The 14,734-nt window shown below is 62.0% G+C and carries 14 protein-coding genes and 1 tRNA gene; 6 read left to right on the top strand and 9 right to left on the bottom strand.

The features are described from left to right. Positions 1-57: 57 nt before the first annotated feature. Positions 58-216 (bottom strand): hypothetical protein, encoded by a 159-nt coding sequence (locus IWX62_RS15390; protein ID WP_196842296.1) that lies wholly within the window; start codon positions 214-216, stop codon positions 58-60. A gap of 237 nt (positions 217-453) precedes the next feature. Between IWX62_RS15390 and IWX62_RS15385 the strand changes: the two genes are divergently transcribed. After that, a complete protein-coding gene (locus IWX62_RS15385) occupies positions 454-1,566 on the top strand; it encodes a hypothetical protein (RefSeq protein ID WP_196842295.1) in 1,113 nt (370 codons plus the stop codon). 171 nt (positions 1,567-1,737) lie between these two features. On the opposite strand, the gene IWX62_RS15380 is transcribed toward IWX62_RS15385, so the two are convergent. The 7 genes from IWX62_RS15380 to tmk all read right to left on the bottom strand — a co-directional run bounded on the left by IWX62_RS15380 (position 1,738) and on the right by tmk (position 9,350). Next, positions 1,738-2,652 carry a restriction endonuclease gene (locus IWX62_RS15380; RefSeq protein WP_196842294.1) on the bottom strand — a complete coding sequence of 305 codons (915 nt, stop codon included), beginning with the start codon at positions 2,650-2,652 and terminating at the stop codon, positions 1,738-1,740. A 97-nt stretch (positions 2,653-2,749) separates the two neighbouring features. Then, positions 2,750-3,544, bottom strand: a complete 795-nt coding sequence (locus IWX62_RS15375; RefSeq protein WP_196842293.1) for a hypothetical protein — start codon at positions 3,542-3,544, stop codon at positions 2,750-2,752. A gap of 626 nt (positions 3,545-4,170) precedes the next feature. Then, entirely contained in the window at positions 4,171-5,460 is a 1,290-nt protein-coding gene (locus IWX62_RS15370; RefSeq protein ID WP_196842292.1) for a hypothetical protein, read from the bottom strand. 362 nt (positions 5,461-5,822) lie between these two features. Next, positions 5,823-5,895, bottom strand: a tRNA-Thr gene (locus IWX62_RS15365). Positions 5,896-5,992: 97 nt separating this feature from the next. After that, positions 5,993-7,549: an alpha/beta hydrolase gene (locus IWX62_RS15360; RefSeq protein ID WP_196842291.1), complete on the bottom strand. Its 1,557-nt coding sequence runs from the start codon at positions 7,547-7,549 to the stop codon at positions 5,993-5,995. Beyond that, positions 7,546-8,709, bottom strand: a complete 1,164-nt coding sequence (locus IWX62_RS15355; RefSeq protein ID WP_196842290.1) for a DNA polymerase III subunit delta' — start codon at positions 8,707-8,709, stop codon at positions 7,546-7,548. The genes IWX62_RS15360 and IWX62_RS15355 overlap by 4 nt, the downstream gene beginning before the upstream one ends. Further along, entirely contained in the window at positions 8,706-9,350 is a 645-nt protein-coding gene (gene tmk / locus IWX62_RS15350) for a dTMP kinase (RefSeq protein WP_196842289.1), read from the bottom strand. The genes IWX62_RS15355 and tmk overlap by 4 nt, the downstream gene beginning before the upstream one ends. A gap of 195 nt (positions 9,351-9,545) precedes the next feature. Here tmk and IWX62_RS15345 point away from each other — a divergent pair, with 195 nt between their 5' ends. From IWX62_RS15345 to IWX62_RS15335, 3 genes are all read left to right on the top strand, one after another. Next, on the top strand, positions 9,546-10,709 hold the full coding sequence (locus IWX62_RS15345; protein WP_196842288.1) for a trans-sulfuration enzyme family protein: 1,164 nt from the start codon (positions 9,546-9,548) through the stop codon (positions 10,707-10,709). A gap of 9 nt (positions 10,710-10,718) precedes the next feature. Further along, entirely contained in the window at positions 10,719-11,042 is a 324-nt protein-coding gene (locus IWX62_RS15340; protein ID WP_196842287.1) for a DUF2516 family protein, read from the top strand. A gap of 66 nt (positions 11,043-11,108) precedes the next feature. Continuing rightward, a complete protein-coding gene (locus tag IWX62_RS15335; protein ID WP_196842286.1) occupies positions 11,109-11,858 on the top strand; it encodes a phosphoglyceromutase in 750 nt (249 codons plus the stop codon). A gap of 113 nt (positions 11,859-11,971) precedes the next feature. Here the strand turns inward: IWX62_RS15335 and phoU are convergent, their stop codons facing one another. Then, positions 11,972-12,631: a phosphate signaling complex protein PhoU gene (phoU, locus tag IWX62_RS15330; RefSeq protein ID WP_196842285.1), complete on the bottom strand. Its 660-nt coding sequence runs from the start codon at positions 12,629-12,631 to the stop codon at positions 11,972-11,974. Between the two features lie 235 nt (positions 12,632-12,866). Here phoU and IWX62_RS15325 point away from each other — a divergent pair, with 235 nt between their 5' ends. Then, positions 12,867-14,057, top strand: coding sequence for a sensor histidine kinase (locus IWX62_RS15325; protein WP_442859272.1), 1,191 nt, complete (start codon positions 12,867-12,869; stop codon positions 14,055-14,057). Next, complete coding sequence (locus IWX62_RS15320; protein ID WP_196842283.1) at positions 14,054-14,734, top strand: response regulator; 681 nt, start codon at positions 14,054-14,056, stop codon at positions 14,732-14,734. The genes IWX62_RS15325 and IWX62_RS15320 overlap by 4 nt, the downstream gene beginning before the upstream one ends.

The following is a 14,734-nucleotide window of genomic DNA, read 5'->3' as shown; positions in this document are numbered from 1 at the left end:
CCGAATCGTCACACCCAGATGCCACAATCAGACCATCGGACAGCCAGTAAGCCCCGATCACACCGGAAACCACGCCTCATGAAAGATCGAGGCTAACCAAGCGGGTAAACCGTCATTTAGCGCGTCATACTCCGCCACAGCCTCATCCGAGTCAATACCGAGAGGAAGCCAGCGCATGCCTTGATTTTCTGGGTCAAGTCCCTGTTGCATGTTCATCCAGTCATTCTAGGGTTGTCATGCCGGGTGCTCCTGGCACGCCCCGGCCATATATGCGCTTTCGTAACCAACAACAATGCACAAACGAGTGCTGGGAATAGCACTGCCCTTGGAGCGCTCCGCCAGGCCTCTCTCGGTCGCAGCAGGATCCCACTCCATAAGGGTCGCTGCATAAAGCCCGACCCCAGCGCCTCGGGGCATTGGCGGTAGCAGCGCTTCTGGCGTATTACTTGCATCATGCTGATTGAACGGACAGTCAATTTTGCCCATGGCTACCGAGTGAAGTGCCCCTCATGCTCAACTGAGCAGTGGCTTACAGCCGAGGAGTATGCGGCCAATGCTGCCGCCGGATCCACATGCTCCAATTGCCACGGGGCGATCGACCTGGGTCCTTCGTCGATAGCCTTGCGGAATCCAAATGACTTGGCGCTGTGCGATAGAGCGGTGTCCCGACTCGCTTGGTATCACACAACGGACCAGTTTGACTGGCCCGCTTCCGAAAAACCGCTCGAAACGTCTGTGGTCGAGCATTTTCTGGAGCGAGTGCGTATGTCAGACGAAGAGCTAGACGCATATCGTCTCATTCACGAGAATCAGGCGCTTCACATTGGAACTTACGAGGCGGCTCTTGAATCTATGCTGCGTCGCATGAGGGAACAGGACGCCCAAGACCAACAGTTCTACCTATTCCGAGTTGGCCTTCGCGAAGGTTTGGAAATCGAGTCATGCTGGCGCGATGAAAATACTTCTCCGGCAGCAAAGATCACAAGTGCAGACTTAATTGATCAGGGCATCGACGCTATTCGCTATCTAAATGCCCATGAGTCAGTTGGAAGTATCTCAATGGCTGTCCTACGAGGAGGAATTGAGTCGGTGCAGAAGTTGGCACTTCCTGTCAGAGAGCTAGAATTGCCATCTAACTTATCCGTTATCAAACAACTGCGCGAGATTCGGAAAGAGATCTCGATCATTCTTGAGGAGCATGAAAAGAGCAAGTTTGAGAGGGCAGACCAAGAAAGAAAAAGGATCGAAGCGTGGGGGGGGAGGGAGCTGACCAGAGTCGAAGCAATGAAGAGAAAGATGTGGGAAATTCAAAGTCCGCCACCTATCCCCAAGGAAGCCTCGGAAGCGCTAATGCGAATGAGAGGGGTAGTGGCCTTTAATTATATTAAAGATTTACCGACTGTATCTAAGAATAATTTTCTATTGTCTCTACATGGGCCGAGCATTCATGGAACGGAGGATGGTGACGTCATTTGGCTGGAGAAATTCATGGGGTTGGCTGCTCTCTTGACACAGCATCAGCAGGTGCGGCGAACACTGTTTTGCCAACCATGGCGAGCTGTCTAGGCGGCCTAGGCCTGCTTCGAAATTGGCAGACTGTCGAAAGACAAACGACGGCCAGCCTAATACATCCAGTTGGGTCCGTGGCTTTAGCCGGCTGTGAATCGGAATGATTTGTGCGGGTTTTTTCGGCGCTCCACGACGTTGCTGCCCCTCCGGAGAGATAACACGCGGCCTTTAGGAATGTAATTCCGACACGGGCAGGAAACAGCTGCCCGTTTCGTTTGCATGTCGCTTCTTTGCGCGCAGCAGGTCGTCGAGTCGGCAGCGACTGTCTAGGACCGCGTACATGTCTGTGCCGTCCATCGTGATGAAGGGTGTGGATCTCGAAAAAGTATCCTTGAAGCCTGATGAGAACCCAGCGTTACTTACGAAAAGACCCAAGCCGTTTTTTCCTGAGCGGAGTATTTTTGCGGCGAAGATGTCTCCTTCGCCCTTTTCAATAGGTTTTTTTGTCCACTTGGCCTCGACGATATAGTCGTTACTGTCGAAGCTGAGGGAGCCGTCTATTTGGTCAGACTTGACGCTATATGCAAATCGAGGTTGGAAGTCGTAAAGATCAAAGAGTCGGACCAGCAGACGTTCGAAGTCGCGACCCCGCTGCTGAGGATTGGGGGCTGAGCCGAGAGCAAGAAATTCTTGCTTCAGAGACTCGACCCTACTGCGCTCATCCTCCTGAAGCTGGCGGGCAGAAGCCTGACGCTTAGCCCGGTCTTGAATCTTCGCGGCTTCTGTTTCCTCGGCTATCCAAGGTTTGATGACGCGGGCCAAACGGGCGACGGCAGCTTCAGCCTCAGGCACCAACTCCGGGCGGTCCTTTGCTAGGAGCAGGTTGGGGAACTCCTCCCAGCTCGAAACTTCCACCATGAAGGAGAGAATTAACTCGCGGTAGCGGTTTTCCGATCGAAGAAGTCGTTGGACAAGCTCCTGAGAAACGATTCGCTTTGTTTCGTCGAATGGAAGTGCGATGAGCAGTTCGGTGTGATCACGCATAGCGATGTTTAGATACCTCTGAAGGGCCGCTTTGAACCAAAACAGCTTCGAAAGTGCATCGGCAAGCGCCTCGTAGGCTTCCGCCGAGATTCTTCTCATTATTCTCTTTCACCTCGCCGTCGTGTGACTCACTTCAGCCCTATCGCGGCTACCTTGACTGCATTACCCGTCTTTAGGGTCTAGCTTCTGGTCGGCCCTATCCGTCCTCTTGCTCCGCTAAGTCTTCCATGCCCATCAGCGCAGGTTGCTCGGGACCAGGTTCCTGCGTGCGTCGCTGAACGTGGTCAGTGGGCTCAGACTCCTCTCGAGGCTGAAGCCTCAGAGGAGAAGGCGCAATCCTTCGGTCAACAAACGTAGGAGCTTCTCTCTTGTTCCGGAAGGAGGTCACCTCGTCGAGGTAGTTCGCAACCTGCGAACCAGCAACAGAGCGAAGACACCGAACAGCTACAGCCAAGAGCCCGTGGTGTTCCATGGTCATCAGATGGTCGAAGGCAGGAGCCCGCCACGCCTCGTCTCCAAGAGCGGCGTCGAAACACAGCAGCTCTGCGGTTTGTAGTAGCTCTCTTGCGACACTTGGATTTGCGCGGAGGCGCTCGACGAAGTCCACGTAGTCATCTAGGTAGGCCGGTGGTTCCGCGATGATCTGCTTCAGTGATGGATAGGGCGTTCTTATAGCTTCGGCTCCGGCGTCTACATACTGTCGATGTGTGCGATCTTGGATGTACTGAACAAGCTCGTCAGCGCGATCCAAGAGCGGTAGCAGGTACTCGTCGTCGGGGTTGCCTGTGGTTAGGGCGCGAGCGAGCCTCTCCTTGAGAGCGCTTGCGGGTATCTCGTCTAGTCTTCCTGCGTCTTGAAGGGCGGCGAGGATGACTGCTATTAGCGCATGCGACGAGAGAACTGACGCCGCCGGCTCAGGAATGGCTCCTTGTCGTTCGACTGAAGCTCCGAAAGAGCGAACGGCAGCAAGCAACGCTGGAGCGTCGGCCAAGAGGCCTCCTCCACGTAGGAACTTGGTAACCGACGTGGGTAGGTCAGGAAGGCCTTTGAGCTGCGTATCCGTACGAGCTTCCGCGGAAACGCAGGCTGCTCCGTCAACATGGGCGAAGCGGTCCGGGAGCCAGGCATGAGCGCTCTCACGCATCGCTAGCGCGCTCTCGTCAAGCACCCCAATGCCAAGTTTCCGGGCTAACGCTCGTCCGCGGCTGCTAACGGTCTGTCGAACGAGCGTAACGCGATCAAGGGTAAGGAGTTGCCGGAAGCCCGCCAGCCACACAAGGGTGTACGGCTCTCCGGTTTGTCCCTTACCACTCTTGCACTCCAGGCTTGCTCGCGTTGAACGCAGGCGTGAATCGACGTCGATAGAAAGAATGTCGATATCAGTCAACACGTCGCGGCCCTGTTCAGCTCCTTCAGCCGATACTGGTACTCGAAGTCGGACGAAGGCGCCCTCTGCGAATTCCAACCGGGCTACCCGGCGTTCGAAGACGCCCCCATCAGTTTCCTGAGGTTTGGTGCCCGGTTCTGGGTCGGTGCGCTTACGATTCCGCGGCCTACTATTGCGGGCGCCGGGCTTTACCCTACCGACGTTTGGGCTGCTCGTCGCGCCGCCCTCCACTAGGAGTTCCCCATGCTTCGACGAACCGGTATGTCTCGGAGCGCTGAAATGAGGCGCATCTCCTCCGCCTGGTCGCGCTCAGAGGTCAGAGCCAGCTTGGCTCGCTCTTGATCCGTGTGAACGTATGATCTCTGGCCTTGCAGAGCGGTTGCGCTCTGCTGGTAGGCGCCGTTGGCGGTCTCTCGCGAAGTCAGCAGGGTCAGGGCGTCCTCTGCTACTTCGGTTTGAAGAAGTTCGAGTTGGTAGCGGTCGGATTGGTCGCCGCCGATGACCTTGACGATGCCCGCTTTTTCGAGCATCGGATAGTCGGTACCTATCGAAGAAGCATTTCCTGCCACTCCTCTGTTGATCAAAGCACGGAGGAACCGCGCAGGATCGTAGAGTTTGTAAGCGGCGAATGTCGTCGCGTAGACCATGGACCCTACTAGTTGACGTACCTGACCTGATGCATCTCCCGCCGTACCTCCAAAAGGATCACGTCCCAAATGCGGGGAAAAGAGAAAACCGCGTTCGTTGCCGTCGGATGTTTGAATGACTGAACGCTGCACTAGCCCTTGGGAAACGGCGAAGTCAATCCACTTCTTCTCAGTAGCAGTCACTTCGCTTTCTGGCTTGCCTGGAGCATCGGCAAGCTCTTCTAGGAGGGCGCCAACCTCCTGTGTCCCGCGGGCGTCAGCCGCTCGTAAGGCGGCCTGTACTATTTCGTCGCCCTGCGTCCAAATCTTTGGGTTGTAGAGCACGACCCGCCCATCGTCGGTCTCAACTTCCCGGAGCAAATCCGTGTACTTGAGGTATCGGATTGCATCTTCTGCAGCTTGGGGGTCCTCGGTCACTCCCTCAGCTGAGGAAGCAGCTTCTAACGCATCATCGCGTAGCAGCGGTTGAATGGAGGTAGCGCGAAGAACGGCTAGTGCAGCACGATCGGAAGCTGAGACCATCAGCACCCGAAGAACCTGGTCACACGATGCAACTAGCGTGTTCGCAGCTGGGATGGTTTCCACAACTGCAACTGCTTCTTGCTTGTTGTTACGTTGCACAGCGACCCATCCAAGTGCTTCCATCGAGCCGAGGACGTCTCGAAGTCCTCGGGCTCCGATGCCGACATCTCGCCCAATTGCGGTCACCCGTGCGGGGCTGTTCGTCGTGCTACCGCGGAGGCGGAAAGACATGTCGAATATCCAGCCAGCGAATTCAAGTTGTTCAAGAGCGGCCTTCTCGGGTCCGGATTGGTAAGCAGCAAGGTGCCTGCTTAGTCCGAGAACTAACTCAGTATCGGTAAGGATGGCCACGTATGTCCCCAATTCATCGGCGCCAGTTAGTGATCTAGATTCGAGTAGTTAACCTCTGATCAGGCCAAGCTTACAATCGGCGACGCCAAGTCCTATCACTGGGCTGAGTCCGAACCGGTGTGTGGTGTCGGGCGGCGATCAACCTTCACACGGCGCGGTGCAGCCCTGCAGGTACAACTGGAGGCGGCGATTCAGGAGGTAGGTAAGGCGGATCAGCATCACCGCGGCCAAGTTGAAGGTGACGAAAAAGTGACGGCTACGTCGGGAATCTGTCGAAGAAGCGGGGAATGCCGAAGCTCAAGGATCTGTCAAGCTGGAAACAAAATGCCCCTAGAATCCGCGGGTTCTAGAGGCATTTCCGGAGCCTCCTGCCAGAGTCGAACTGGCGACCTTCTCATTACGAGTGAGACGCTCTACCGACTGAGCTAAGGAGGCTGAAGCTTCACGGGACGCGCGTTGGCGCGGCCCAATCCACAAGCGTCAACTGTATAAGAGCAGCCGCGTGCAGGTCAAAGCGGCTGACGCCGGGGCCCTAGTCGCAGCGCACGCCGTCCTCAGGGACAGTGCCGTCGACGAAGTACGCATCCACGAGGTCACCAATACAGTCACCGGCCCGCCCATAGGCGGTGTGCCCCTCGCCGTCCCATGTGACGTGGACCGACGTCGTCAACTGGTCGGCCAGCGCCAATGACCAGTCGTACGGGGTCGCCGGATCTCCGGTGGTGCCAATAACCAACAGCGGTGCGGCATCGGGGGCCGACGCCGGGGCAGGCTCCAGCACCGGATCGAACGCCCACGCGTCGCAGGTTACCCCGCCGTACGCAAGATACGGCCCGAAAGTGGGGGAGGCCTCAAGGAGGTCGGCGGCGTCGGCCTCCAACTCGGCGGGGTCGCTGGCCATCGGGTAGTCGAGGCAGTTGATCGCCGTGAATGCCGCGGTGCTATTGGTGGCGTAGCTGCCGTTCGGTTCGCGCTCGGCGGCAAGATCCGCGAGCTGCAGCATCGCCGACGGGTCACCCTGCAGCGCCTGGTCGATGGCCCCCGTCAGCAGGCTCCAGTTGTTGTTGTCATACAGCGGCAGGATGAACCCGGAGAAGAAGGTGCTGATGGTGACCAGCCGGCCGTCCGAGGCAGTCATCGGGCTTTCCTCGACCGAGCGGAACAAATCCTGGATCACCGTCACACCCTCGTCGACCCCGGAGGGCAGAGGGCAGTCGGCGGCCAGCTGGCAGTCAGCTACGTAGGTGCGCAGCGCTGCTTCGAAGCCGCGGGCCTGACCCAGCGTGATGTCCTCATTGCTCAACGACGGATCCACCGCCCCGTCGAGAACCAGGCGGCCGGTGTTGGTGGGGAATAGCTCGGCATAGGCCGCGCCCAGCGCGGTGCCGTAAGAGAAGCCGAGATAATTCAGCTGCCGGTCGCCCACCGCAGCCCGCAGGATGTCCAGGTCCCGGGCCGCGCTGTCCGTGTCAACGTGGCCCAGCAGTTCGCCGGTCCGTTCGGCGCAGAGGGCGGCGAACTCCTCGGCCTCACGGGTGAGCGTCTCGAGCGCTTCGGCGTCGGAAATCCCCGGCTCCAGGTACTCCAACCGGTCTGCTTCGCGCTCCTCATCGGTCTGGCAGTCCACCGCCGAGGACTTGCCCACCCCGCGGGGGTCGAACCCGACGACGTCGTACGCCTCGCGCAGCCGGTCGCTGGTGACGAAGGTCAGCGCATCCCTGACAATATTGACCCCGGAGCCGCCCGGCCCACCCGGATTCACCAACACTGAGCCCTGGGCCTCGCCGGTCGCGTCGCTACGGATCAGCGCGATGTCAATCGACTCACGCGAGGGGTCAGCGTAATCCAGCGGAACCTCGATGGTGGCGCACGCGAAGTCCTCCTCGCACACCTCCCAGGCCACGTCCTGCGTGTAAAAGTCCTCCAGTTCGGCGGGAACCTCGCCGACCACCTCAGGGCCCGCCGCATCGACGCCGGTGTCCGGGCCATCGCCGGATCCCGGGGACAACAGCTGGCACCCGGACAGCACCAGTGCGCCGGAGAGGACGACGGCGGCCGAGGCCAGACGGCGGGGGAGGGGATGTCTCACGCGGTGTAATCCTTTTCGGGGAGGAGGCTGACTGCCATCGCCTCGATGGCGAGCAACGGGGCGACGTTGGTGTTAACGATCCGGTCCCGCACTTTGTTGATCGCCTCAATCCGCACCAGTGTCCCCTCAGGGGTTCCCCTCCGCGCGAACGCCTCCAGCTCGGGCCGCAGGGGCTCGTTGACGAGGTCCCGGCCGCTGGAGACCTGCAGCATCAGCACGTCCCGGTAGAACGATGTCAGGTCGGTGAGTGCGCGGTCGAAGTAATCGTTCTTCGACCGTTTGGCCCGGCGGGTCTGGTCATCCTCAAGGCGTTTGACCTGCCCCCGGATGGCCGGCGGCAGGGTACCGGTTTCCGGCGCGCCAAGGGTGGCCAGCAGTGCCGACTTCTCCTGCGCATCCCGCTGCTCGAAGGAACTCAGAGCCTCCGCCTCAGCGAGCTTGACCAGGTCCGCGGCTGCTTTCATCGCCCCCGAGACGGTCTTCAAATCCAGCGGTAGCCGGACAATCTGGTTCCTGCGGTCGCGGGCGCCGCCGTCGGTAGCCAACCGCTTGGCGACGCCGATGTGGCTTTGCGCCGCCCGAGCGGCAGCCTCGGCCAGTGCCGGGTCGATGCCATCCCGCCGGACCAGCAGGTCAGCGACATCCTTGACCGGCGGCAGGCGCAGGTTGACGGCCCGGCACCGGGATCTGATCGTGACGAGCACGTCGCCGGGACTCGGCGCGCACAGCAACCAGACCGTCCGGGGTGGTGGCTCCTCAATAGCTTTGAGCAGCACGTTGGTGCTGCGCTCCTGCATCCGGTCAGCGTCTTCGACGATGATGACCCGCCAGCGGCCCGTCGACGGCTTGTCCTGTGCCTTGCGGACCAGTTCACGCGCCTCGTCGATGCTGATGGTCACCTTTTCCGTGGTGACGTTGGTGATGTCCGCGTGGGAACCGGCCAGCGCGGTCCGGCAGGCCCGGCACTCCCCGCAGCCGCGTTCATCCAACCGTTCCCTGTCGCACAGGAGGGCCGCCGCGAAAGCCCGTGCAGCGTTGGACCGCCCGGATCCCGGAGGTCCGGTGAACAGCCACGCGTGGTTTGGCTGGTCCGCGGATGCAGCGCGCTGCAGTTGCTCAACCACCTGCTCCTGGCCCATCAAAAACGTCCAGACGCTCACGCCAGATACCCCTCAACTGCTGAGAGGATGGCGCTGGCCAGCTCATCGACCGGTTTCCGGGCGGGCAGCACCAGATACTGGGCCGGGTCTGCCGCCGCACGTTCGAGGAACGCGCTGCGGATCAGCGAGTGGAACGTGTCGGGTTCGGATTCCAGCCGGTCTTCCGCGCCATTCTGGGTACGCCGCCCACGACCCTCGAGCGGTTCGACGTCGAGCAGCACTGTGAGATCGGGGCGCAGCCCCTCCACCGCCCACAGATTGACCTCCAGGACGCTGTCGGTTCCCAACCCGCGGCCAGCCCCCTGATAGGCCACGGACGAGTCGATATACCTGTCGCAGACGACGACGGCGCCGCGCTCCAGGGCGGGCAGAATCGTCTGGTGGACGTGGGCCGCCCGTGAGGCGGCGAAGATGAGGGCCTCGGTCCTGGGGTCAATGTCGCCCTGGCCGTGGTCGAGCACCAGGGAACGCAGTTTCTCCCCGATGACTGTGCCGCCGGGCTCACGGGTGCGCAGCACCTCGCGGCCGCGCCCCTGCAGTGCGGTGGCGAGCAGGCCCGCCTGGGTCGACTTGCCGGCGCCGTCGCCGCCCTCGAAGGCGATGAACAGCCCGGACGTCCGGCGCGGGGATGGTGTACTCACGTGCCCAGCCTATCGAGGATCACCAAGACAGCGGTCCCTGGCGCATCGCTTCCGGCGCCCCCTCTGGGTCGAGTCAACACCTATGACCGATTTCCGCCCAAAAACCTGTCATAGGTGTTGACTCAACCCAAAGGGTTGGGGTGGGGCGGGAGGGTCACATTTCACCCGGGCGCCGCAGCCAACTACCCTGAACCCATGAACCACCACGACCACCACCAGCTCGCCCCGGACACGATAGTGGTGGCCGCCGGACGCCCTCCCCGGGAGCATGATGCGCCGGTCAATCCGCCGATCGTGCTCTCATCAACCTTCCACGAGGCGGTCGATCCGGCCGCCGGAGACCGCATCTACGGGCGCATGTCCAACCCCACCTGGGACCCGTTCGAGGAAGCGCTCGGGAAGCTGGAGGGCGCCGCCCTTCCGGCGCTCGTCTTCAGCTCGGGGCTCGGTGCTGCCGCGGCGGCGCTGTCGCTGGTGCCGACCGGCGGCGTCGTCGTGATGCCCCGCCACGCCTACGCCGGTTCGCTGAGCCTGGCCGGCGATGAAGCGACCCGCGGCAGGTTCACCCTGCGGACCGTGGACGTCGCCGACACCGGACAGGTGCTCGATTACCTGTCCGATGCCGACCTGTTGTGGCTGGAAAGCCCCACCAACCCGATGCTCGAGGTAGCCGATCTGCGCACCATCATCAGCGCGGCGAAAGCCGCCGGGGTGACAGTCGTCGTCGACAACACCTTCAACACTCCGTTGGTATGCCGGCCCCTGGATTTCGGCGCCGACGTGGTGCTCCACTCGGTGACCAAATACCTGGCGGGCCACTCCGACGTAGTCCTCGGGGCCCTCGTCACCTCTGACGCCGACCTCAACGCGGCACTCCTCAAACACCGCACCCTGCACGGCGCCATCGCCGGCCCGTTCGAGGTATGGCTGGCGCTCCGGGGCCTGCGCACGCTCGCCCTGCGGGTGGAACGGTCGCAGGCCAGCGCCGGCTACCTCGCCGGCAAACTGCAGTCCCACCCGGCCCTCACCCGCGTCCGCTTCCCCGGCCTCCCCGACGATCCCGGCCACCAGCGTGCCGCCGACCAGCTCAACGGCTTCGGCTCCATCATCAGCATCGAATTGGCGGACGTCGCCGCCGCTGAATCACTCATCGCGTCCGTGCGGCTCTGGCTGCCGGCCACCTCGCTGGGCGGGGTGGAATCACTGATTGAACGACGACGGCGGCAGCCGGGCGAACCGGTCACCGTTCCGGAGTCGCTGGTGCGGCTGTCGGTGGGGATCGAGAATCCAGATGACCTCTGGGCCGATTTGGAGCAGGCCCTGGCGCCGCTGCGACCACACGGCGATTCCACCCGATAGGCTTGACCCGTGGACATCGCTTATGAGATTAGGAACTACCTGTACCTGGCGCTCGGCTTGGTGGCGCTCGGCATCGAGATCTGGGCGCTCATCGACTGTGTGAAGCGACCCGCCGCCAACTTCGAGGCCACCATGAAGCGCACCAAGGGCTTCTGGACCGCGATGACCGGCGGGGCTGCCGCCGTCGGCGTACTCACGGTGCTCGTCACCTCCGCTGGACTCTTCGGGCTGCTGCAGATCGTCGCCGTCGTCGCGGCCTGCGTGTACCTGGCCGACGTGAAACCTGCCGTCTCGGAAGTCCGCGGCGGCAGCGGTCCCTACGGCCCCTGGTAACCGCTCACTGGTAACAGAAGTGTGCGGCAGATGATCTAACGGGCTCTCATGCGGCAGACTAAACTCATGACTTCCTACAAAGTGATCCTGCTCCGCCACGGCCAAAGTGAGTGGAACGAGAAAAACCTGTTCACCGGCTGGGTTGATGTGCCGCTCACCGAGCAGGGCCGCGCCGAAGCCATCCGCGGCGGCGAACTGCTGGTCGAGGCCGGGCTGCTCCCCGACATTGTGTACACCTCCCGGCAGAAGCGCGCGATCATCACCGCCAACCTGGCGCTCGAGGCGGCCGACCGCAGCTGGATCGATGTGAAACGCCACTGGCGGCTTAACGAACGCCACTACGGGGCGCTGCAGGGCAAGGATAAGGCCCAGACCCTCGCGGAATTCGGCGAGGCACAGTTTATGGAATGGCGCCGCTCCTATGACACCCCGCCACCACCCCTCGAGGATTCCAGCGAGTTCTCCCAGGCGAACGACCCCCGGTACGCGGACCTTGGCGATTCCATCCCCCGCACCGAATGCCTGAAGGACGTCCTCGACCGGTTCCTGCCCTACTGGGAATCCGACATCGCCCCGGACATCCGGTCGGGCAAGACCGTGCTCATCGCCGCCCACGGCAACTCGCTGCGGGCGCTGGTCAAGCACCTGGACGGCATCAGCGACGCCGACATCGCGTCGCTGAACATCCCCACCGGCATCCCCCTGATCTACGAACTCGACGAGAACCTGCACCCCGTCAAGGCCGGCGGCACCTACCTAGACGCCGACGCGGCGGCGGCGGCTATCGAAGCCGTCGCCAACCAGGGCAAGCACTAGCCCGACCGGTTTTACCGCACAACGACGACGACGGCCGGCCCCCGGAGGGACCGGCCGTCGTCGTCGGTAATGCTGAATCACCACCACCCCCACCTCGGCGAAGGGGGAAGGGGTTAGTTGAGCGGCGCGCTGGGCTGCCATTCGCCGGTCACCAGGTAGGTGACCTTGCGGGCCACCGAGACGCCGTGGTCGGCGAAACGCTCGAAGTAACGGCTGGCCAGGGTCACATCAACAGTGATGGGCGCTGAAACGTCCCAATCCGCGGCGGCGATCGACTTGAAGACGCCGGCATGGAGCTCGTTGATCCGCGCGTTGTGGGCGTAGATCTCGTTGCTCAGCTGCAGGTTGCGGGTCTCAAGGAGTTCCTTCACCTTGGTCGCGATCAGCTTGTCGAGTTCAGCCATCTCCACGAACGTGGGGCGGATTGCTGCAGGAATGACATGTTCCGGGTACCGCAGCCGCGCAAGCTGGGCTACGTGGCGTGCCAGGTCGCCCATCCGTTCGAGCGAGGCACTCATCCGCAGCGCCCCCACGATCATCCGCAGGTCGCTGGCCACGGGGCCCTGGAGGGCGAGGATGTCGATGGCACGCTCGTCGAGGTCGTTCTGAAGAAAGTCAATGCGTGCGTCCGCCGCAATCACGTCCTGGGCCAGTTCGGTGTCAGCTGACTCGAATGCGGTGGTCGCTTTGTCCATCGCCTCCGAAACCAGCTGTGCAATTTCAATGAGCTGTTCACCGATCTGGTGAAGCTCTGCCTGAAAAACCTTCCGCACGGGAGGCATCCTTTCCATAGAGATGACTGCGTACGTCTATGCACAGTCCCACACAGCACAGTCTCAGTCGGTGATGAACTGTTATGCACCTTTGAGTGAACGTTAGTTGAACCACTTCCCTATTGCCACCGGAACACCCGCCCTCCACCGGCCGTACGCATAAGCTAGGGATGTGGATTCCGTTCTTCTCATTCTGATCGCCGGACTGGTGGGTGTCGCTTTGGGTACCTTCGGCATGGTTGCTTTCCGGCTGAGCGAAATCCAGCGGCGCTCCCTTCTGTTTGTGGACGAGCCAACCCTGCCCGAGGGTGCGGCCGAGGTGCTGTCCATTATTGGTCGGGCCTACGTGGTGGTGGACGCCATTGACGGCGTGGTGCGGGCCAGCCCTGCTGCGTACGCTTTCGGGCTGGTGCGCGGACACACAGTCGTCCACGCTGAACTCCTGGAACTGACCGCACGGGTGCGCCGGGATGGTGTGATCGAGCAGAAGCAGCTGGAGTTGCCGCGTGGACCGCTCGGACAGGGGACGATCATCGTGCTGGCCCGGGTGGCGTCGCTGGGGGAGGAGTACGTCCTGATCCTCGCCGATGACCGTACGGAAATCACCCGCACCGAGGAAATCCGCAACGACTTTGTGGCCAACGTGTCCCATGAACTTAAAACCCCGGTCGGCGCCATTTCGCTTCTGGCCGAGGCGCTCGACGACGCCGCCGAGGACGAGGAAGCCGTCCGCCGGTTCGCCCGCCGCATGCATAAGGAGTCCGCCCGGCTCTCCGCCCTGGTGCAGGACATCATCGAACTCTCCAGACTGCAGGGTGCTGACGTGGTGCGGCGGGGTAAGCCGGTCGACATCAACGCGGTGATCGCCGAAGCGGTTGATCGGAACCGGTTGCCCGCCGAGAGCAAGCAGATCGACATTGTGGTGGGCGGGCGGATCGACGAGCCGGTCTACGGGGATCCTGACCTTTTGATGACGGCTTTCCGCAACCTGATCGACAACGCCATCCGGTATTCACCCGAGGGCACCCGGGTGGGTGTGGGTCTGCGGTCCCGCGAAGGGCTCGCCCAGATTTCGGTCACAGACCAGGGGATCGGGATCACCCCCGAGGAGCAGGAACGCGTGTTCGAGCGGTTCTACCGTATTGACGCCGCCAGGTCCCGCCAGACCGGAGGCACTGGCCTGGGGCTGAGCATCGTCAAGCACGTGGTGTCCAATCACGGCGGTGAGGTGACTGTCTGGTCCCAGCAGGGGCAGGGGAGCACCTTCACCGTCCGGTTGCCGGAGATGGAAACCGACGCTGAACCCGGGGAAACGCGGGGCGTCGCCGGTGACAGGCGCAGCGACAGGCGCGGCGAAAAGCCAGCCGGCCACACCGGTGAGAAGCAGGGCGGATCTTCCGCCCGAGAACAAGGAGTGAGCGCTTGACCCGCATTTTGATCGTCGAGGACGAAGAGTCCTTCAGTGACCCGCTGTCCTATCTGCTCGGCAGGGAGGGGTTTGAGGTTGCGGTGGTGGACGATGGAATTGCAGCCATCGTGGAGTTTGATCGGGCCGGCGCCGACCTGGTTCTGCTTGACCTTCAGCTTCCCGGTCAGTCGGGGACCGAGGTCTGTCGACAGTTGCGCCAACGCTCAAGCGTGCCGGTCATCATGTTGACCGCCAAAGACTCCGAGATCGACAAGGTGGTTGGCCTGGAGTTAGGCGCCGACGACTACGTCACCAAGCCCTATTCGTCCCGGGAGTTGGTCGCGCGGATCCGCGCGGTGCTCCGGCGCCAGGCCGAACCTGACGAACTGGTCTCCAGCACGGTCCAGTCCGGTCCGGTACGGATGGATATCGAGCGGCATACGGTCAGCGTGAACGGGGACACCGTGCCGATGCCGCTGAAGGAGTTCGAGCTGCTGGAGATGCTCCTACGCAACGCCGGGCGGGTCCTGACCCGTGGGCAGCTCATCGACCGGGTGTGGGGTTCCGACTACGTCGGGGACACCAAAACCCTCGACGTGCACGTCAAGCGCCTCCGCGGAAAAATCGAAGCCGACCCGTCCAACCCAAGCCACCTGGTCACCGTCCGCGGCTTGGGCTACAAGTACGAGTCCTGA

The sequence above is a fragment of the Arthrobacter sp. CAN_A1 genome, from assembly GCF_015751665.1.
Classification (GTDB): Bacteria; Actinomycetota; Actinomycetes; order Actinomycetales; family Micrococcaceae; genus Arthrobacter_D.
This window is presented reverse-complemented; position numbering and strand designations above follow the sequence as displayed.